This window comes from Streptomyces sp. NPDC052012 (assembly GCF_040689265.1).
In the GTDB taxonomy this organism is placed as follows: domain Bacteria; phylum Actinomycetota; class Actinomycetes; order Streptomycetales; family Streptomycetaceae; genus Streptomyces.
In genome coordinates, this window is sequence record NZ_JBFAXA010000005.1 from 40,551 (window position 1) to 59,379 (window position 18,829).

Annotated in this window: 17 protein-coding genes; 14 read left to right on the plus strand and 3 right to left on the minus strand. The window is 73.8% G+C overall.

Annotated elements, in window-relative coordinates:
• Nucleotides 1-34 precede the first annotated feature (34 nt).
• The 4 genes from AB0412_RS11760 (at nt 35) to AB0412_RS11775 (ending at nt 4,024) form a co-directional block, all read left to right on the plus strand.
• Nucleotides 35-673: an alpha-ketoglutarate-dependent dioxygenase AlkB gene (locus AB0412_RS11760; RefSeq protein WP_366402376.1), complete on the plus strand. Its 639-nt coding sequence runs from the start codon at nt 35-37 to the stop codon at nt 671-673.
• A 116-nt stretch (nt 674-789) separates the two neighbouring features.
• A complete protein-coding gene (locus AB0412_RS11765) occupies nt 790-2,007 on the plus strand; it encodes an acyltransferase (protein ID WP_366402377.1) in 1,218 nt (405 codons plus the stop codon).
• Entirely contained in the window at nt 2,004-2,750 is a 747-nt protein-coding gene (locus tag AB0412_RS11770; protein ID WP_366402378.1) for an MBL fold metallo-hydrolase, read from the plus strand. Before AB0412_RS11765 ends, AB0412_RS11770 begins: the two co-directional genes overlap by 4 nt.
• A 41-nt stretch (nt 2,751-2,791) precedes the next feature.
• The gene (locus AB0412_RS11775; RefSeq protein WP_366402379.1) at nt 2,792-4,024 is read left to right on the plus strand and encodes a DUF4032 domain-containing protein; all 1,233 of its coding nucleotides are present in this window, start codon (nt 2,792-2,794) and stop codon (nt 4,022-4,024) included.
• 1 nt (nt 4,025) lies between these two features.
• Here the strand turns inward: AB0412_RS11775 and AB0412_RS11780 are convergent, their stop codons facing one another.
• Nucleotides 4,026-4,898, minus strand: a complete 873-nt coding sequence (locus AB0412_RS11780; RefSeq protein ID WP_366402380.1) for a universal stress protein — start codon at nt 4,896-4,898, stop codon at nt 4,026-4,028.
• 59 nt (nt 4,899-4,957) lie between these two features.
• Between AB0412_RS11780 and AB0412_RS11785 the strand changes: the two genes are divergently transcribed.
• From AB0412_RS11785 to AB0412_RS11825, 9 genes are all read left to right on the plus strand, one after another.
• A complete protein-coding gene (locus AB0412_RS11785) occupies nt 4,958-5,311 on the plus strand; it encodes a VOC family protein (RefSeq protein WP_366402381.1) in 354 nt (117 codons plus the stop codon).
• A gap of 64 nt (nt 5,312-5,375) precedes the next feature.
• Complete coding sequence (locus AB0412_RS11790; RefSeq protein ID WP_366402382.1) at nt 5,376-8,318, plus strand: AAA family ATPase; 2,943 nt, start codon at nt 5,376-5,378, stop codon at nt 8,316-8,318.
• 165 nt (nt 8,319-8,483) lie between these two features.
• On the plus strand, nt 8,484-9,698 hold the full coding sequence (locus tag AB0412_RS11795; protein ID WP_366402383.1) for a serine hydrolase domain-containing protein: 1,215 nt from the start codon (nt 8,484-8,486) through the stop codon (nt 9,696-9,698).
• A gap of 210 nt (nt 9,699-9,908) precedes the next feature.
• Complete coding sequence (locus AB0412_RS11800) at nt 9,909-11,219, plus strand: CAP domain-containing protein (protein ID WP_366402384.1); 1,311 nt, start codon at nt 9,909-9,911, stop codon at nt 11,217-11,219.
• 71 nt (nt 11,220-11,290) lie between these two features.
• A complete protein-coding gene (locus tag AB0412_RS11805) occupies nt 11,291-11,968 on the plus strand; it encodes an AIM24 family protein (protein WP_366402385.1) in 678 nt (225 codons plus the stop codon).
• Between the two features lie 90 nt (nt 11,969-12,058).
• Nucleotides 12,059-13,018, plus strand: coding sequence for a threonine/serine dehydratase (locus AB0412_RS11810; RefSeq protein WP_366402386.1), 960 nt, complete (start codon nt 12,059-12,061; stop codon nt 13,016-13,018).
• A gap of 357 nt (nt 13,019-13,375) precedes the next feature.
• Nucleotides 13,376-14,983 (plus strand): serine/threonine-protein kinase, encoded by a 1,608-nt coding sequence (locus AB0412_RS11815; protein ID WP_366402387.1) that lies wholly within the window; start codon nt 13,376-13,378, stop codon nt 14,981-14,983.
• Nucleotides 14,984-15,081: 98 nt separating this feature from the next.
• Entirely contained in the window at nt 15,082-16,053 is a 972-nt protein-coding gene (locus AB0412_RS11820) for an LLM class F420-dependent oxidoreductase (RefSeq protein WP_366402388.1), read from the plus strand.
• A gap of 145 nt (nt 16,054-16,198) precedes the next feature.
• The gene (locus tag AB0412_RS11825; protein WP_366402389.1) at nt 16,199-16,624 is read left to right on the plus strand and encodes an SsgA family sporulation/cell division regulator; all 426 of its coding nucleotides are present in this window, start codon (nt 16,199-16,201) and stop codon (nt 16,622-16,624) included.
• A gap of 55 nt (nt 16,625-16,679) precedes the next feature.
• On the opposite strand, the gene AB0412_RS11830 is transcribed toward AB0412_RS11825, so the two are convergent.
• Nucleotides 16,680-17,177, minus strand: coding sequence for a DUF6328 family protein (locus AB0412_RS11830; RefSeq protein WP_366402390.1), 498 nt, complete (start codon nt 17,175-17,177; stop codon nt 16,680-16,682).
• 151 nt (nt 17,178-17,328) lie between these two features.
• Here AB0412_RS11830 and AB0412_RS11835 point away from each other — a divergent pair, with 151 nt between their 5' ends.
• Nucleotides 17,329-17,667, plus strand: a complete 339-nt coding sequence (locus AB0412_RS11835; RefSeq protein WP_366402391.1) for a hypothetical protein — start codon at nt 17,329-17,331, stop codon at nt 17,665-17,667.
• Nucleotides 17,668-17,670: 3 nt separating this feature from the next.
• On the opposite strand, the gene AB0412_RS11840 is transcribed toward AB0412_RS11835, so the two are convergent.
• Nucleotides 17,671-18,654 (minus strand): aldo/keto reductase, encoded by a 984-nt coding sequence (locus AB0412_RS11840; RefSeq protein WP_366402392.1) that lies wholly within the window; start codon nt 18,652-18,654, stop codon nt 17,671-17,673.
• Between the last annotated feature and the right edge of the window lie 175 nt (nt 18,655-18,829).

The window sequence follows — 18,829 nt, forward strand, 5'->3', positions numbered from 1 at the left end:
GAACGTATTTTCGAATAAGAGGTACGCTGGTGCCATGAGCACGCATCCGCCCGCGGCCCTCCAGGGCTCGCTGTTCGACCAGGCCGACGAGCTGCGCCTCGGCCCGCTCGACGCGGTGCGCCGCACCGAGCTGGGTCTCGGCGCCTGGATCGACGTGCTGCCGGGGTGGCTCGGCGGCTCCTACGCGCTCTTCGAGCAGCTGGCCGCCGAGGTCCCGTGGCGGGCGGAGCGGCGCACCATGTACGACCATGTCGTCGACGTGCCCCGGCTGCTGGCGTACTACCGCCGCGACGATCCCCTCCCCCACCCCGTCCTCGCCGAGGCGCGCGACGCGCTCAGCGCCCACTACGCCGACGAACTGGGCGAGCCGTTCGCCACGGCCGGGCTGTGCTACTACCGCGACGGCCGCGACAGTGTCGCCTGGCACGGCGACCGGATCGGCCGGGGCGCGCGGGAGGACACGATGGTCGCGATCCTCTCGGTGGGCGCGCCCCGCGACCTGCTGCTTCGCCCGATGGGCGGCGGACCCGCCGTGCGCCGGCCGCTGGGCCACGGCGACCTGATCGTCATGGGCGGTTCCTGTCAGCGCACCTGGGAGCACTCGATCCCGAAGAGCACCCGCGCCACCGGACCGCGCATCAGCATCCAGTTCCGCCCGCACGGCGTGAACTGAGGGACCGCACCGAGTCCTTCCGTGACGGCCCGCGCGGAGTCCTTCCGCTCCTGCCGGAAGCCTGTCCTCCCCCGTGCGGCTCGCGCACACTGGGCTCACCTCGGGCAGGAGGGTCGATGGGAGCGGACGGCGGGCGGCGCGGCGAACTGGACGTCCTGCGCGCGCTGGTGGTCCTCGGCCTGGTCTTCTTCCACACCGCGCTGGTGTTCTCCCCCGACGACGACTTCTACGTCAAGAATCCGCAGACCACCGAGGCCGTCACGGTGCTCGCCGGGTTCGGCGTGGTGTGGGCGATGCCGATGCTGTTCCTGGTCGCCGGTCTCGGCGCGCGGCACTCGATCCGCCGCCGCGGACCCGGCGGCTTCGCCCGGGAACGGCTGCTGCGGCTGGGGATCCCGCTGGTCTTCGCCACGGTCGTGCTGTGTCCGCTCCCGCAGTGGCTGCGGCTGCGGGCCGCCGACCCCGGGTACGACGAGTCGTACGGCGGCTTCTGGGCGCGGTTCCTGACCGTCCGCCCGGACCTCGCCGACTTCCCGTTCGTCCTGGAGGGGGAGCACTTCGAGACCGGGCACCTGTGGTTCGTCGTCCTGCTGCTCGCCTTCTGTCTGCTGCTCGCGCCGGTCTCCGCCCCGCTGGCCGCCGCGGCCGAGCGCCTCGTCCCCGCGCTGTGCCGCCGCCCGGTGCTGCTCCTGCTGCCCGCGGTGCCGCTGGCCGCCGTCAACGCGCTGCTGGGCATGGAGGAGGGGTTCGCGGGCTGGAACCGCTGGGCGTATCTGCTGTTCTTCGTCCACGGGTTCGCGCTCGCCGACGACGCGCGGGTCCGGGACGTGACGCGCCGGGCGGCCGTCCCGGTCGGTGTCCTCGGGCTGGTGCTGTTCGCCGGGACCGCCCCCGGATTCGTCGCCGGTGACGATCCGTTCACCGCGTGGAGTCCCCTCGCGCTCAGCACCCGGGCCCTGTTCGGGGCGGCCGGCTGGTGCTGGGTGGTGGCGATCCTCGGTCTGCTGGACCGGCCGCGGCAACGGGCCGCGCCCGCGAGGGAGGGCCGCCCGTCGCTGCCGGAGGGCCGGCCGGTGCTGCGGTATCTGGCGCTCGCCGCACTGCCGTTGTACGTCCTGCACCAGCCGGTCGTGGTCGCCTTCGCCTACGGAGTGGTCGGCTGGCCGGTGCCGATGGCGGTCAAGTACGCGGTGATCGTGACCGCTTCGCTGGCGGTGATCCTCCTGGTCTACGAGTTCGGGGTGCGCAGGACCGCGGTGACGCGCCTGCTGTTCGGGATGCGTGGTTCCCTGGTGCCCACGGACCGGAACGGCGAGAGGGCGGGGCGAGCATGAGCGCGGACGTACGGCAGATGGCGGACGGCGTCTTCCTGGTGCACGGCACCCACACGAACTGGGTGATCCTCGTGGAGGGTGAGGCCGTCACGCTGGTCGACACCGGCTACCCGGGCGACCGTGCCCTGCTGCTCGCCTCGCTCGCGCAGGTGGGCAGCGCGCCGGAGGCGGTGGCCGCCGTGCTGCTCACCCACGCCCACAACGACCACGTGGGCTCCGCCGAGTACCTGCGGGCCACGTACGGCACACCCGTGTACGCCCACGAGGCCGAAGTCCCGCACGCCCGCCGGGACTTCCTGCACCAGGTGGGCGCCGGGCAGGTCCTGCTGAACGCCTGGCGTCCGGGCGTCCTGCCGTGGGGTCTGCGGGCGCTGCGCTCCGGCGGCACCGCCCATGTGCCGGTCACCGCGCCCGAGGCGTTCCGGGCGGCCGGCCCGCTGGACCTGCCCGGCCGGCCCGTCCCCGTGCCGACGCCCGGGCACACCGACGGTCACTGCGCCTTCCATCTCCCGGACGCCGGGGTGCTGGTGTCGGGGGACGCGCTGGTCAGCGGACACCCGACCTCGCGGATCACGGGGCCGCAGCTCCTGCCGCGCATGTTCCACCACGAGCCCGCCGCCGCGGCGGCCTCCCTGGACGTCCTCGCCGGGCTGGACGGTGACGTGCTGCTGCCCGGGCACGGCCCCGCGCACCTCGGTCCGCTGCGGGAAGCGGCCCGCACGGCACGCGCGCGTGCGCAATAGGGTGAGGGGACGATCACCCCCGAGACGAGGACACCCGCGCCATGGCCCTGCAGATCAACGCGACCAACCCGGAGCATCCCGCGCTCCTGTTGGAGCTGCCGTGGCACCTGCCGCTGGAGCAGTGGCCCGAGGATTACCTGGTGCCGCTGCCGCGCGGCATCTCCCGGCACGTGGTGCGCTACGCCCGCGCCGGCGACGAGGTGATCGCCGTCAAGGAGCTCGCCCGGCGGCCCGCGCTGCGCGAGTACGAGTTGCTGCGCGACCTGGACCGGCTCGGCATCCCGGCGGTGGACCCGCTCGCCGTGGTCACCGGCCGCACCGACGCCGCGGGCGAGCCGCTGGAGAGCGTGCTGATCACCCGGCATCTCGGCGGCTCGATGCCGTACCGGTCGATGTTCGAGACGACGCTGCGCCCGGCGACCATGCACCGTCTGATGGACGCGCTCGCCGTGCTGCTGGTGCGGCTGCACCTCGCCGGGTTCGCCTGGGGCGACTGCTCGCTGTCCAACACCCTGTTCCGGCGCGACGCGGGCGCGTACGCCGCGTATCTGGTGGACGCCGAGACCGGCGATCTGCACCCGGAGCTGACCCGGGGCCAGCGCGAGTACGACCTCGACCTGGCGCGCGTCAACATCAGCGGCGAGCTGCTCGACCTGGAGGCCTCGGGCGCCCTGCACCCCTCGGTCGACCCGATCGACTTCGGCACCGAGATCTGCGCCCGCTACCAGGGGCTGTGGGAGGAGCTGACCCGCACCTCGGTGTACCCGGCGGGCAAGTACCACTACATCGAACGCCGGATCCGCCGCCTCAACGAGCTCGGGTTCGACGTGGCCGAGATGCAGATCGAGCACGCCTCCAACGGCGACACGGTCACCTTCGTGCCCAAGGTCGTCGACGCCGGCCATCATCAGCGCCAGCTGCTGCGGCTGACCGGCCTCGACGCGGAGGAGAACCAGGCCCGGCGGCTGCTGAACGACCTGGAGAGCTGGATGGCCACCCAGGACGACTACGCCCCGGGCGACCCCCTCGGCGCCCGCCCGGAGGTGCTCGCCCACCGCTGGGTGCGGGAGGTGTTCCGGCCCACCGTGCGGGCCGTACCGCCGCAGCTGCGCGGCGGGATGGACCCGGCGGAGATCTACCACGAGCTCCTGGAGCACCGCTGGTACCTCTCCGAACGGGCCCAGCACGACATCGGCCTCGACACGGCGGTCGAGGACTACGTCAGGAACATCCTCCCCAGGACCCGGCAGTCCCTGGAGCCCGCGGCCGACTGAGTCAGGCGGGCGGCACCACGGCCACCGGGCAGTCCGCGTGGTGCAGCACCCCGTGGGCCACCGAGCCGATGCGCGCGCCGACGGCCGTGCGGTGGGCGCGCCGGCCGACGACCATCAGCTGGGCGGTGCCGGCCACCGACAGCAGCACCTGCCCGGCGCTGCCCATCTCCACGTGCTCGATCACGTGCACGTCGGGGTAGCGCTCCCGCCACGGCGCGAGGGCGGCGCCCAGCGCCTTCTGCTCGTACGGCTCCAGACCCCCGGCCTCGTCCAGCAGCCTGAGCGAGCCGGGGCTGTAGGCGAACACCGGCGGCAGGGTCCAGGCGCGGACGGCGCGCACGGTGGCCCCGCGTGCGGCGGCCGTGGCGAAGGCGAAGCCCAGCGCGGCGGCACTGTCCTCCGGGTCCCCCTGCTGGCCGACGACGATCTCGCGCCCGGCGGCCTCGGCGGACGGCTGGTCCCCGGCCCGGACGAGCACCACCGGCCGCGCGGCCTCGACGATCACCTGCTGGCCGACCGAGCCGACCAGGAAGCCCACGATCCGTCCGTGCCCGCGCGAGCCCAGCACCAGCGCCTCCGCCTCGCCGGCGACCCGCACCAGCGTCTCGACCGCGTCGCCCTCCAGGACGTCGGTCGTCGTCTCCAGGTCCGGATGCCGCTCGCGCACAGCGCGGACCGCCTCGCCGACCGACTCGCGCACCCACCCCTCCTGGGTGGCGAAGTCGCCCGTGTCCACCGCGTCGTGGCTCTGGAAACGCCAGGCGTGCACCACCCGCAGCGGCAGCCCCCGGCGGACCGCCTCCCTCGCCGCCCAGGCCAGCGCGGCGAGGCTCTCCTCGCTTCCGTCGACCCCTGCCGTGATCGGGCGCGTCATGCGGTTCCTCCCAGTGTCGTGTCCACTACGCGCGGTCCAGTCTTCCCTAAGCTGCGGCCATGACGCTGGAGTGGGAGCAAGTGGTGATGGACGCGGCCGATCCGGTGGCCCTCGGGCGCTGGTGGGCCGAGGCTCTCGGCTGGGTGGTGGTCAACGACGACCCGGACGAGTTCGAGATCCGCCCCGCCCCGGACCGGCTGCCGGGGATCATCTTCGAGCCGGTGACGGACCGCAAGGTCGTCAAGAACCGGCTGCACCTCGACTTCCGGCCCGGGGACCAGCGGGCGGAGGTGGACCGCCTGCTCGCCCTCGGCGCCCGCCACGCCGACGTCGGCCAGGGCGAACAGTCCTGGGTCGTCCTGGCCGACCCGGAGGGCAACGAGTTCTGCGTGCTGTCCGCACGGGGCGGCTGAGGCGGCCGGCGCCCGGTGACCGGCTGCCGCGGGCCCTGTCGGTGGCGCGTGCCAGGATGGGGGCGTGTCGCAGATCTTCACCGGCAGCCCGCTCGTCGGCCGGGACGACGAACTCGCCCGTCTCGCCGGTGTGCTGGAGCGTGCCCGGCGGGGCGAGGCGCGGGCCGTGCTGGTCGCCGGGGACGCCGGGGTGGGCAAGACCAGGCTGCTGGACGAGGTCGCCGCGCGGGCCGCCGCCGAGGGCTTCACGGTGCTGTCCGGTCACTGTGTGGACGTCGGGGACGTGGGTCTGCCGTATCTGCCGTTCACCGAGGTGCTGGGCCGGCTCGTCGCCGACGAGCGGTTCGCCGCCCTCGTGGACGACCATCCGGTCGTGGCCCGGCTGCTGGGTGAGGGCACCGACTCCGTGCGGGACGTGGACGCGCGGCTCCGGCTGTTCGAGGGCATGGCCCAGCTGCTGGCGGACGTGGCGGGAATCGCCCCGCTGCTGATCGTCCTGGAGGACCTGCACTGGGCCGACCAGTCCTCCCGCGACCTGCTGCGTTTCCTGCTCAGCCGCGGCATCCTCGAGCGGCCCGCGGGCGGTGCGCCCGCCCACCGGCCGGCCGTGTGCGTGTCGTACCGGGCGGACGATCTGCACCGCCGGCACCCCTTGCGGCCGCTGCTGGCCGAACTGGTGCGGCTGCCCGTCGTGGAGCGGCTGGAGCTGCGGCCGCTGCCCGACGCCGATGTGGCCCGCCTGGTGCGCGCCCTGGAACCCCGGCCGCTGCCGGACGCCACGGTCCGCCGCATCGTCGAACGCGCCGAGGGCAACGCCTTCTACGCCGAGGAACTGCTCGCGGCCACCGACGCACCCGCCGGCGGGGTGCCGAGCGCGCTGGCCGACGTCCTGCTCATCCGCGTCGAGCAGCTGTCCGGGACCGCCCAGCAGGTGCTGCGCACCGCCGCCGTCGCCGGGCGGCGGGTGGAGCACGAGCTGCTGCGAGAGGCGGTCGGCATCCCCGAGGAGGAGCTGGAGACGGCGCTGCGCGAGGCGGTCGGACGGCAGCTGCTGGTCGCCGGGGACGACGACACGTACGCCTTCCGGCACGCCCTGACCCGCGAGGCGGTCCACGCCGACCTGCTGCCGGGCGAACGGGCCAGGCTGCACGGCGTCTTCGCCCGCCTGCTCACCGCCCGCGGGCGCCGCGCCGAGACAGCGGCGGAGCGCGCCCATCACCACCGCGAGAGCCACGCCCCGGCCGAGGCGCTGCTCGCCTCCCTGGAGGCCGCCGACCACGCCCAGCATCTCGGGGCGCCCGCCGAGGAGCTGCGGCATCTGGAGGCCGCCCTCGACCTGTGGCCCGCGGTGGGCCCGGACGCGCTGCCCGCGGGTGCCGGGGTCGACCCGGTGGCGCTCACCCTGCGGGCCTCGGCCGCGGCCGCGCACGCCGGTGAGCTGCACCGCGCCGTCGCGCTCACCCGGTCCGCGCTCGCCGACCTCGGCCAGGACGCCGACCTGGAGCTCGCCGCCCGGGTGCGCTACACGCTGGCCGGGAATCTGCTGCGGGTCGACAGCCTGTCCGCGGCGTTCGCGCACAGCAGCGAGGCCCTGGCCATGATCCCCGAGGAGCCGGTGTCCCCGACCTGGGTGTGGGCGGCGGCCACGCACGCGGTGACGGCGCGTTATGTGGGCGAGGACGAGGCCGCGCTGGAGGTGGCCCGCCGGGCGCTGGCCGCCGCCGAGCAGCTGAAGATGCCCGACGCGCAGGCGGATCTGCTGATCTCGATGGCCGGCCTGGACGGCCACAACCGGCGCACGCCGGAGGGCCGCGAGCGGCTGACGCGGGCGCGGGAGCTGGCGCGCGGCGCGGGCAACGCCCCGGTGGAGCTGCGGGCGCTGTTCAACCTCGCCATGGGCTGCTACGAGTCGGGGGATCTCGACACGTGCCTGCGCTGGGTGACGGAAGGCCTGGACCGGGCGCGCCGCGCCGGGCTGCTGGCGTCGCCGTACCCGCTGGAGATGCGGCATCTGCGGCTGTCGGTGCTGTACGTGCTGGGCCAGTGGGACGAGTGCGTGCGCGCGGCGGGTGCCGACGCCGAGGCGCTGTCGTCCGCGGGCGGCTACACGATGGCGCCGGCGCTGTACGTGGCGCTGGCCCGCGGCGACTTCACGGCGGTGGAGCGCGCCCGGAGTCTGCTTCAGGGCCCGTTCGACTGGATGGCGAGGCTGGTCGCCGGCATCGTGCTGACCGAGGCCGCCGCGCTGCGGGGCGAGGCGGAGGACGCGGTGCGGTGGATGCGGTCCACGGTGACGGACCTGACGGACGAGTCCGGTGCGCGCCCGGACGTCACGGTCCGGCTGGCGGCGCTCGCGCTGGCCGCGGTCGCCGACGCGGCCGTCCGGGCGCGCGGGGCCGGTGACGAGGAGAAGGCCCGCCGCTGGGCCGATACGGCGACGGAACTCGTCGAGTCCGCCCGCGACTCGGCCGCACACAGTCAGGACGGCACCCCGCAGGGGCCGGAGGGGCAGGCGTGGCTGGCGCGTGCCGAGGCGGAGTGGCTGCGGGCCGTGTCGGGGCCGGACGTCACGGCCTGGGCGCGGGCGGTGGCCGGGTTCGCCTACGGGGACGCGTACGAGCGGGCGCGCTGCCGTCTGCGCCACGCCGAGGCGCTGCTGGCCGCCGGGCTGCGCGAGGAGGCGGCGCAGGAGGCCCGCGCCGTGCGTGAGACCGCCGACCGGCTGGGCGCCACGCTTCTGCGGGAGCGGCTGGACGCGCTGGTGAGCCGCGGCCGGCTCGCGCGGACTCCGGATGCCGCGGACCGTCCGGCGCTGCTCACGGCACGCGAGCAGGAGGTGCTGCGGCTGCTCTCCCAGGGGCGCAGCAACCGGCAGATCGGCGAGGAGCTGTTCATCAGCGGCAAGACGGCGAGCGTCCATGTGTCCAACATTCTCGCCAAGTTGAGCGCGTCGAGCCGTACCGAGGCGGTGGCCATCGCCTACCGCGAGGGCCTGATCGGCTCGTAAGCCCTCGCCCTTCTGGGGGCACACGCCCCCGAACAGTCGATTTGAACGCATATCGCAGTAGTACTGTGACCACCCTCGGCAACGCTCCGTGACCGATGGGTCACCGATCGCGCGCTGCCGTGCATCAGGTGACGGGTCGTCGGCACAGGCGGGAGAACAACAGACATGGTGTCAGCAGCGACGCTGCGCAAGGGGGCCGCGGCAGCGGTGATCAGCCTCTCCCTCCTGGCGGTCCCGGCGCACGCCGCTCCCTCACCGGGAGGGGCGGCGGCGCTTCCGGCGCCGGACGCGAACGGTCTGCTCGGCGTGCTGAGCACGGCACGGTCGCAGGGCGCGCCCGGAGCGATGGCGCGGATCGACGACGCCGGCTCGCTCCACCGCACCACCGTGGGACTCGCCGACCGCTCGACGGGCCGGGCCATGGCCACCACCGACCGCTTCCGCATCGGCAGCGTCACCAAGGTCATGTCGGCGACGGTCCTGCTCCAGCTGGTCGACGAGGGGAAGCTGACGCTGGACTCCCCCGTCGACCGCCACCTCCCCGGACTGCTGCCGGACGACCGCATCACCGTGCGCCATGTCCTGAGCCACGGCAGCGGTCTGCACGACTACACCGACGACATGTTCGCGCGGACGGTGGAAGGCTTCGAGGCGGTACGGACGAAGACGTTCACGCTGCGTCAACTGGTCGGGCTGTCGCTGCGGCATCCCCGCACGACCGCGCCCGGCGGCGCCTACCGCTACTCCAACACCAACTTCGTCGTCGCCGGGATGCTCATCAGGAAGCTGACGGGGCGTTCCCTCGCCACGGAGTACCGGGACCGGATCATCGAGCCGCTGGGGCTGCGCGACACCTTCTACGTCCATCCGGGCACGGCGATCCCCGGCCGCCACGCCCGCGGCTATCTCACCCCGGACACAGCCGGTGCGGCACTCGTCGACGCCACCGAGCAGACCGTGTCCTGGGCGCAGAGCGCGGGCGCGGTCATCTCCAGCGCCCGGGACATGAACACGTTCCTGTCCGCGCTGCTCGCCGGCCGGCTGACCTCCGCCGCGAGCCTGGCCGAGATGCGGCGCTGGGTGCCCGCGGGCACGGGCCAGGCGTACGGGCTGGGGCTGCGACGCCGTGATCTGTCGTGCGGGGTGTCCGTGTACGGGCACACGGGTGCCGTGCAGGGCTACTACACATACGCGTTCGCCTCGGCGGACGGCCGGCGCAGCCTGACGGCGCTCGCCAACACCTCGAACAACGCCCGGGTGATGAACACGATGCTGCGCACGCTGGACTCGGCGTTCTGCGGCAAGCGGGCGAAGGCGCGCGGCGGCGCGGGGCCGGTGCTGCGCCACGAGGACGTGGCCCCGGGAGTCGCCCTCGACTGACCGCGCGGGCGGCCCGGCGGTGCCCTCTCACCCTGCGCCTCGCGGGCGGCCCGGCGGTGTCCCGTGCCCCTGCGCGCCGCCCTCGGTGCCGTCGGCCCGCGCGGCCCGTACGCCCGTGCCGGGAAGCGGGAACCGGGAACCCCAGGCCCCGTCGGGACGTTGTCCGCACACACCCCCACCGGTCCGGTACGACGACAGCAGGGCGGCGTGATGAGCGAGTTGGTCCCCGGCGGCAATCTCGCGCTGCCCGGCGGTGCCGTGACCGTCCGGGTGCCCGGCCCCTTCGACGTGTCCGCGCTGATCACCGACGACGGCGGCACCGTACGGGACGACGCCGACTTCGTGTTCTACAACCAGCCGTCCGCACCGGGAGCCCGCCTCGGCACCGAGGGGCTCGTCGTCGATCCCCGCACGCTGCGCCCCGGCGCCACCCGAGTCACGGTGGCCGTCAGCCCCACGGACCCCGGCACCGTACTGAGCGGCCTCCCCTCCCCCACCCTCCACGTCACCGACTCCGGCGGCCGCCCGGTCGCCCGCTTCACCCCGCCGCGCCCGCGCCAGGAGTCGCTCCTGCTCCTCGCGGAGATCTACCGGCGCGGCGACACCTGGAAGCTGCGCGCCCTGGGCCAGGGATACGCGGACGGGCTGGCGGGCCTGGCCCGGGACTTCGGGGTGGAGGTGACGGACGAGGAGCCGGCGCCCGGGGTCACGGTGCAGAGCGCGAGCAGGGTGGCCGCCCCGGCCGGCGACGGGCCCGGCGGATTCCTCCGTGCCGTCAACTCCGCACGTGCGGGGGCCGGTTCACCAGCCGTGTCCTTCGACGCCCGGCTGGCGGAGGCCGCGCGGGCGCATGCCCGGGCCATGGCGGCGGACGGGCGGCTCGGGGTCGAGAGCCGAGACGGGGTGTCCGTGTACCAGCGCCTGGTCGCCGCCGGGTACGCGTATCTGACCGTCGGCGAGCATCTGGTGTCCGGTCCGCGTACGGCCGACGAGTTCGTGGCGTACTGCCTGGGCAGCGAGCCGCCCCGGCGCACCCTGCACGATCCCCTGCAGGTCCACGTGGGTGTGGCGCACGCCGAGGGCGGGGGTGACGTCTACTGGACGGCGTTGTGGGCCAGTCCCCTCACGCCGGACGGTCTGGCCCGTACGGTGGCCGACGTCCTCGACCTCACCAACCGGGAGCGCGTACGGGCGGGGCTGGCGCCGCTCGCCTCGGATTCCCGGCTCGCCGCGGCCGCGCAGGGGCACAGCGCCGACATGGCGGTCCGTGACTTCTACTCCCACACCGCGCCCGACGGCAGCAGGCCCTGGGACCGGGCCGCCGCCGCGGGCTCCACCCGGCGCACGGTCGGCGAGAACATCGCGTGCGGGCAGCGCACGGCCGCCGAGGTCGTCCAGGGGTGGATGAACAGCCCCGGTCACCGGGCCAACATCCTCAAGTCCGACTTCACCCATCTCGGCGTCGGTCTCGCGGGCGGCGGCCGGGCGGGCACGTACTGGACCCAGCTCTTCGGCGGCTGACGCAACGTCACCGGACGGCGTCCCCTGCCGCGATCTTGGCGGAGGGGGGCCTTCCGGGTGAGGATGCCCGCATGAAGGGTGACCTGTTTTCCAGCCGGCACATGGTGCAGCCCGCCACGGCTCCGGGCATGACGGTCGAGAACGCCAAATGCATCCGGTACGCGGTGAACGGTGAGATGCTCGCGCGGCAGGGTGCGATGGTCGCCTACCGCGGCAACCTCCAGTTCGAGCGCAAGGGCCAGGGCGTGGGCGGCATGCTCAAGCGCGCGGTGACCGGCGAGGGACTTCCGCTGATGGCGGTGCGCGGACAGGGCGAGGCCTGGTTCGCGCACGAGGCGCAGAACTGCTTCATCGTCGAGGTCGACCCCGGCGACGAGTTCACCGTCAACGGCCGCAACGTCCTGTGCTTCGACTCCTCGCTGTCGTACCGCATCGCGACCGTGAAGGGCGCCGGCATCACCGGCGGCGGCCTGTTCAACAGCGTCTTCACCGGGCACGGCAGGCTGGGCCTGGTGTGCGAGGGCAATCCCCTGGTGATCCCGGTCTCGCCGCAGTACCCGGTGTACGTGGACACGGACGCGGTCGTCGGCTGGACCGCGGGGCTCGGGACCTCCCTGCACCGCTCGCAGTCCCTGGGCTCGATGCTGCGCGGCGGCTCGGGCGAGGCGGTGCAGCTGATGCTGCAGGGCGAGGGCTACGTCGTCGTCCGGCCGAGCGAGGCCACGCCGCACAAGGCACAGCAGCACTGAGCCGGGTTGACCCGGGCCGCGGCTCCGGGTCAGGGTCGTTCCGGCGCGGATCACACGCGGATGACGGCTGCGCCGGAGAGGGTGGGAGTCGTGATCGGGATCTCGGAGATCGAGGCCGCCGCGGAGCGGATCGCGGAGCACGTGGTGCGGACGCCCACGGTGCCGAGTCCGGGGCTGTCGGCGCTGCTCGGCGTACCGGTCACGGCGAAGCTGGAGCTGTTGCAGCGCACCGGTTCGTTCAAGGTGCGCGGCGCCGCGGCGAAGCTGCTGTCGCTGAGCGAGGCCGAGCGGGCCGCGGGCGTCGTGGCGGTGAGCGGCGGCAACCACGGCATCGCGCTGGCGGTGATGGCCTCGGCGCTCCATGTGAAGGCGACGGTGGTCATGCCGCGTTCGGCGCCGGCGCGGGCCGTGGAGATCGCGGAGTCGGCCGGCGCGCTCGTGCGGCTGACGGACGACATGGCCGGGGCGTTCGCGCTGACGACCCGGCTTCAGCAGGAGGGTCTGACGCTGGTCCACCCTTTCGACGACCCGGTGGTGATCGCCGGTCAGGGCACCGTGGGGCTGGAGTTCGCCGACGACGCCGATGAGCTGACGGACGTACTGGTGAGCATCGGCGGCGGCGGACTGATCGCCGGTGTCGCGGCCGCCCTGCGGGCGCGGCGGCCCGGGGTGCGGATCTGGGGCGTGGAGACCGAGGGCGCCCAGGCGATGTCCGAGGCGCTGGCGGCGGGCGGACCGGTGCCGGTGACCCTGTCGTCGATCGTGTCCACGCTCAGCGCCCCGTCCGTCGCGCAGGTGACGTACGACCATGTCGCGGAGCTGGTCACCGAGGTGCTGGTGGTACCGGACCGGGAGGCGGTGGCGGGTTCGCTGGATCTCGCCGACCACGCCAAGCTGTGGACGGAGCCGGCCGCGGGCTGTCTGGTGCCCGCCGCGCGGCGCGTGCTGGAGCGTGTGGGGGACGGGGCCCGGCTCGGGCTGGTGGTGTGCGGGGGCAACGCGACCACCGGCGACATGATCGCCTGGGCGACCCGCTTCGGGCTGCGCTGAACCGTCACGGTGGCGGCCCGGAAAACCACCGCCGAATTCCGGCCGTGGGACCCTCCGGGCCGCTTCCCGCTCGGCACCCGCATTTACCGCGGGTTACCACCAGGTGAGGCGGTGATATTCGGTTCCGTGAGGGCCGGAAACGGAATTGGTTCCCCCGACTGACCCGTGTACACGGCCCAGGTGAGGCGCGAACCACCCGGAGTGGCTGTTTTCCCTCGCACACGTGCTCCCCCCTTTTGATTCGGAGCCGGGAATCCCCGAGAACCCGGGATTCCCTCGGTTCGCTTTGAACGGACCAACCCTGCTCCCCCGTACCTCTGACAAAGGCGGGAAACAGCGGTTCGACGAGGGATGGTCATGGGCAGGGCGCACGTCTCCACGCACGAGTCGGTCGCCGGACGGTACCGGCTGGTCGAGATCCTCCATCGCGAGACCGACCTCGTCTGCTGGTACGCCGACGACACCCAGACCGGACGCCCCTGCATGGTCACGCAGATCGGTCTCCCGGAGGAGCCGGACGACGCGGCGGGCCGGGCCCCGTCCCGGGTGCTGCGGACGACCGAGCACATGACCCGGCTGTGTCCCGGGCGGATGGCCACCGTCATCGACGCCGTGGCCGAGGCCGGCTGTCTGTGGACCGTCACCTCCTGGATCGACGGCACCCCGCTCGGTGCCCTCCTCGCCGAGCAGGGCACCTTCAACTACGTACGGGCCGCCCGCATCGGTCTCGAACTGCTCGACGTCCTGGACGCCGCGCACACCGTGGGCGTCACGCACGGCGAGCTCAGCCCGGGGCAGGTGTTCGTGCGGGACACCGGTCCGGTCGTCGTCACCGGGTACGGCCTGGCCGGTTCGACGCCCGTCGCACGGCTCACGGCGCCGTCGTACGCGTCCCCGGAGCAGGCCCGCGGCGAGCGCGTCGGTCCGGCCGCGGACCTGTGGACGCTCGGCGCGCTGCTGTACGCGATGGTGGAGGGGCGTCCGCCGTTCCGTGACCGGGGCAGGGCCGATGCCACGCTGAAGGGCGTGGACCGGCTGCCCCTGCGGACCCCGCTGCGCGCCGGACCGCTCACCCAGCTCGTCCAGGGGCTGCTGCGCAAGGACTCCCGGGAGCGGCTGACCCGCGAGGTGGTCCGGGAGGTCCTCACCCGGGTGATCAGCGAGGACCCGGGGGCGGCGCCGCCCGCGGTGCCGAGTCCGCGGCTGCGCGCCGCCACCGCCCTGCGCGGCGCGGGCCGGGAGTGGAGCAGACGGACCATGGTCCTCGGCACCACCCTCGCCGTGGTGACCGTGGCGGTCGCCGTGCTGGCCGCGACGCAGGGCCTGCCGGGCGGCGACTCAGGGGCGGACGCGGCGAACACGCCACCGGCCTCCGCGTCCGCACCGGGCGGTCCGGCCGCCTCCGGTGGTGCCGGCGAGCCCGGCAAGCCCGGTGACGGGGCGACGACGCCCCCGCCGTCCGCCACCCCCACTCCCTCCCCCTCGGGCACGGGCGGGCTGCCGTCGGGCTACGAGCTCTACCGGGCGCCCGAGGGGTTCTCCGTCGCGCTGCCCGAGGGCTGGCAGCGCCTGGACACCGACCGCGTGTCCGACCTGGCCTACCGGGTCACCTTCGGCTCGGAGAAGGACCCGCGCACCCTCGCCGTCACCTACAGCGAACGCGTGGGCGCGGACCCGGTCGCCGTGTGGCGGGACGACGTGGAGCCGGGCCTGGAGCGGTCGGACGGCTACGACCGGATCGGCGAGATCCGCGCGACGACGTACCAGGGCCGCGAGGCCGCCGACATGGAGTGGACCGCGGAGGACGACGGCACGAAGGTGCGCACCTTCGGCCGCGGCTTCCTCCTCGGCGGCGGACGCGGCTTCTCCCTGCGCTGGACGACCCCGGCCGACGACTGGGACGACACGACGAGCAAGGAGGCCCTGCGAACATTCCTGCGAACCTTCCGCCCGGCCTCGGTGTGAAGGTCCGTTCGGCGAGGGAGCAGGCCACGCTCAGCCGGTGCGGTCCACGGAGCCGGATCCGCCGTTTCCGGGTCGTGGGGCGGGGGGACTCGGGCGGCATGGTGCGAATCGGATACACGATGATGACCGAGCAGGCCGGCCCGCGTGATCTCGTCGGCCATGTGGTGCGGGCCGAGGAGGCGGGCTTCGACTTCTCGGTGACGTCGGACCACTACTTCCCGTGGCTGAGGTCGCAGGGTCACTCGCCGTACGCGTGGAGCGTGCTGGGCGCCGCCGCGCAGGCCACCTCGCGCATTCCGCTGATGACGTACGTGACGTGTCCGACGTTCCGGTACCACCCGGCGGTCGTGGCGCAGAAGGCGGCGACCATGCAGTTGCTGTCCGGCGGCCGGTTCCGGCTGGGGCTGGGTTCCGGTGAGAACCTCAACGAGCACGTGGTGGGCGGCGGCTGGCCCGCGGTCGACGTGCGGCACGAGATGCTCGAGGAGGCGGTGGAGATCATCCGCGCGCTCTTCGAGGGCCGCCATGTGAACCACCGCGGCACGCACTTCGACGTGGAGTCGGCCCGGCTGTGGGACCTGCCGGAGGAGCCCCCGCAGATCGGCATCGCGGTCTCCGGGGAGCGGTCCTGCGCCCTGGCGGGACGGCTGGCCGATCTGGTGATCGCCACCGAGCCCGAGGCGGGGCTGCTGGACGCCTTCGACCGGCACGGCGGCACGGGCAAGCCCCGGGTGGGACAGCTTCCGGTGTGCTACGACCCGGACCGGGACAGCGCCGTCGAGCGCGCGCACGCGCAGTTCCGCTGGTTCGGCAACGGCTGGAAGGTCAACTCCGAGCTGCCGCACCCGGATTCCTTCGAGTCGGCGACGCAGTTCGTGCGGCCCGACGACGTGGCCGCGTCGATCCCGTGCGGCGACGACCCGGACGCGTTCGTGGAGGCGGTACGCCCGTACGCCGAGGCCGGGTTCACGGAGATCGCGCTGGTGCAGGTCGGCGGCGAGTCGCAGCCGGACTTCCTGGACTGGTCGGAGAAGACGCTGCTGCCGGCGCTGCGGAACGCCTTCGGCTGACGCCTAGCCGCGGATGCCGTGCCTGGAGCGCTGTGCCAGGAGCGCTGTGCCGATTCGTCCGTGGCGCTGAGCATTCCGCGCGCACGCGGGGTACTAGAGGGCTACTACAGGGCTCCGCATCGGTTCTTCGCGAAAGGCTCCCGTCGTGAACTCGTTCCTGCACAAGTCCCTGGTGGTGGAGGTCCAGGCGGGCGTCACGGACCGCTGTCCCGTGCTCGCCCACCTGAGCTACACCCCCGCGGACCCGTTCGCCGTCACCGTCGTCTTCAGCCATGACGGCCGGGTCCTCGCACGGTGGCAGCTCGACCGCGAGATGCTCCTGGAAGGGCTGATGCGCCCGGTCGGGATCGGGGACGTGCGGCTGCGTCCCGAATCGCGCGGAGCGGCGCGGGAGCTGCGGATGGAGTTCTTCGGCGAGGCCCGTGCCGACGGCGGCCGGCACCACGCGGTGGTGTTCGCGTGGGCCGAGGCCGTCGGGGAGTTCCTCGCCGAGACCCGCCGGATGGTCCCGCCGGGGTGCGAGGACGTCCGCGTCGACCACTTCCTCGCGGACATCCTCGCCGGCAGCTGAGCCCCGGGCGGCGGGCCCGCGGCCCACCGCCCGGGGCGGCGGGCGCGGAGGGTCGTCAGCGCGTGGTGTACCGGTGCCGGGCCCACATCGGCAGCCCGAACCACCACAGCAGGTACCAGAGGACCACCCCGGCGACCAGGTACGGAACGAAGCTGTCGTCGCTCGCCACGCGCAGGATCAGCAGCAGCGAGGCGCAGGTCGTGGCGAGCAGCAGGACCAGCCCCAGCAGCGTCAGCCGGGACGCCCACCGCACCGCCTGCGGTTTGACCCGCCGTCCGGAGACCAGCCGGTGCAGCGAGACGGGGCCGATGAGCGCGCCGGTGGCGCAGGCCCCCAGGACGACCGTGACGATGTAGATCATCTGGTTCGTGTGCGACAGGTCGTCGTACTTCGGGGTGAAGACGACGGTCAGCAGGAACCCGAAGAGGATCTGCACGCCCATCTGGGCCACGCGGACCTCCTGGATCAGCTCCTGCCACATCCGGTCCGCCCGCTCCTCCTCCGTCTCGTTGCGCCCTCTGCGCCTGGTCTCGCCCTGCTCTGTGTCCGGCACGGGTTGCCTCCCGGGGTGTGCGGCCCTTACAGCGTTCTCTTCCCGCTACTGCCCCGTCCGGCGCCGTCCTCCCAGGCGAACCTCGGTTTGCCGGTGCCGGGCGCGGTTACACGGCACGCGATGACGCCGAGGCCGGGAGGTCGTGGGACGTATGTCCGATACCCAGCTCACCGTGACGATCGACGGCGGGGGCGCCGACGACGCCCGTGTCGTCGTCCGGGCCCTGGAGGGCGCGTTCGGGGCACCGGACGCGCTGCCGTCCGACGACAGTGCGACGGTCCACATGGCGACGTTCGCCTCGGAGGGCCGCACCGGCGCCGGACAGCCCCGCGCCGGCCGGCTGTCGGCCCCGGTGAACGTCACCGTGCAGGGCACCCCGCTCGCGGTGCGCCGCGCCCGTGACACCCTCGCCGGCGCCTTCGCGGCACGCGACGCGGGCGCGGCCTCCGGGGACCAGGAACAGGAGTGGCAGCTGCTGCTGGAGCCGTGAGAGCTACCAGCGGCTCTCCACCTGGTCCTTGATCCGCCGCTCGTAGAGGTCGCGGATCGCGGCCAGGGTGGAGGCGGGGAGCTCCGGGAGGCGGGCGGCGGCCGCGTTGGCGCGGGCCTGCTCGGGGGTGCGGGCGCCGGGGATGACGGTGGTGACACCGGGCTGCTGGACGATCCAGCGCAGGGCCAGCTGGGCCGGGGCCCATCCCTCGGGGGCGAGCGCGGCGAACTCGGCGGCCGCCTCGACGCCCGTGGCGTAGTCGACGCCGGAGAAGGTCTCGCCCTGGTCGAAGGACTCGCCGTGCCGGTTGAACGTGCGGTGGTCGTTCTCGGGGAAGACGGTGTCCTTGGTGTACCTGCCCGAGAGCAGTCCGGAGGCGAGCGGCACCCGGGCGATGATGCCGACACCGGCCTGACGGGCGGCGGGCAGCACCTCGCGCAGCGGCTTCATGCGGAACGGGTTGAGGATGATCTGCACGCTCGCCACGTTCGGCCGGGCGATCGCCGTCAGCGCCTCGGCGCAGGTCTCCACGCTGACCCCGTAGGCGGCGATGCGCTCCTCCGCCACCAGGGTGTCCAGGGCGTCGAAGACCTCGTCGGCGGAGTAGACGGGGGTCGGCGGGCAGTGCAACTGCACCAGGTCGATCCGGTCGACGCCGAGGTTGCGCCGCGAGCGGTCGTTCCAGGCGCGGAAGTTGGCGAGGACGTAGTTCTCGGGGATCTGCTCGACGCGCCGGCCCATCTTCGTGGCGACCATGACGTGCAGATCGGGGCGGCCGCTCAGGAACGAGGCGATGGTCTGCTCGCTGCGGCCGTCTCCGTAGACGTCGGCGGTGTCGAAGAAGGTGACGCCCGACTCGGCGGCGGCCTCCAGGACCGCCAGGGCCTGCTTGTCGTCGACGTCGCCCCAGTCCGCGCCGAGCTGCCAGGTGCCGAGACCGATGACGGAGGCGTGCTGGCCCGACCTGTCGAATGTGCGCTCTTCCATGGTCGTCAGTCTGTCACCCGCGCGGTCCGGACGCCGGTCCCGTGTCCCGGTCCGAGGGATCGCGTCAATCTCGCGGCGTGACGCGCGCCACGCGCCGGACGCCCGGCGCGGAAGATCGCACACGGGAGCCTTTCGAGCGCAGCGGAATTTCCCCTTCCACTGCTGCGCCACCCCG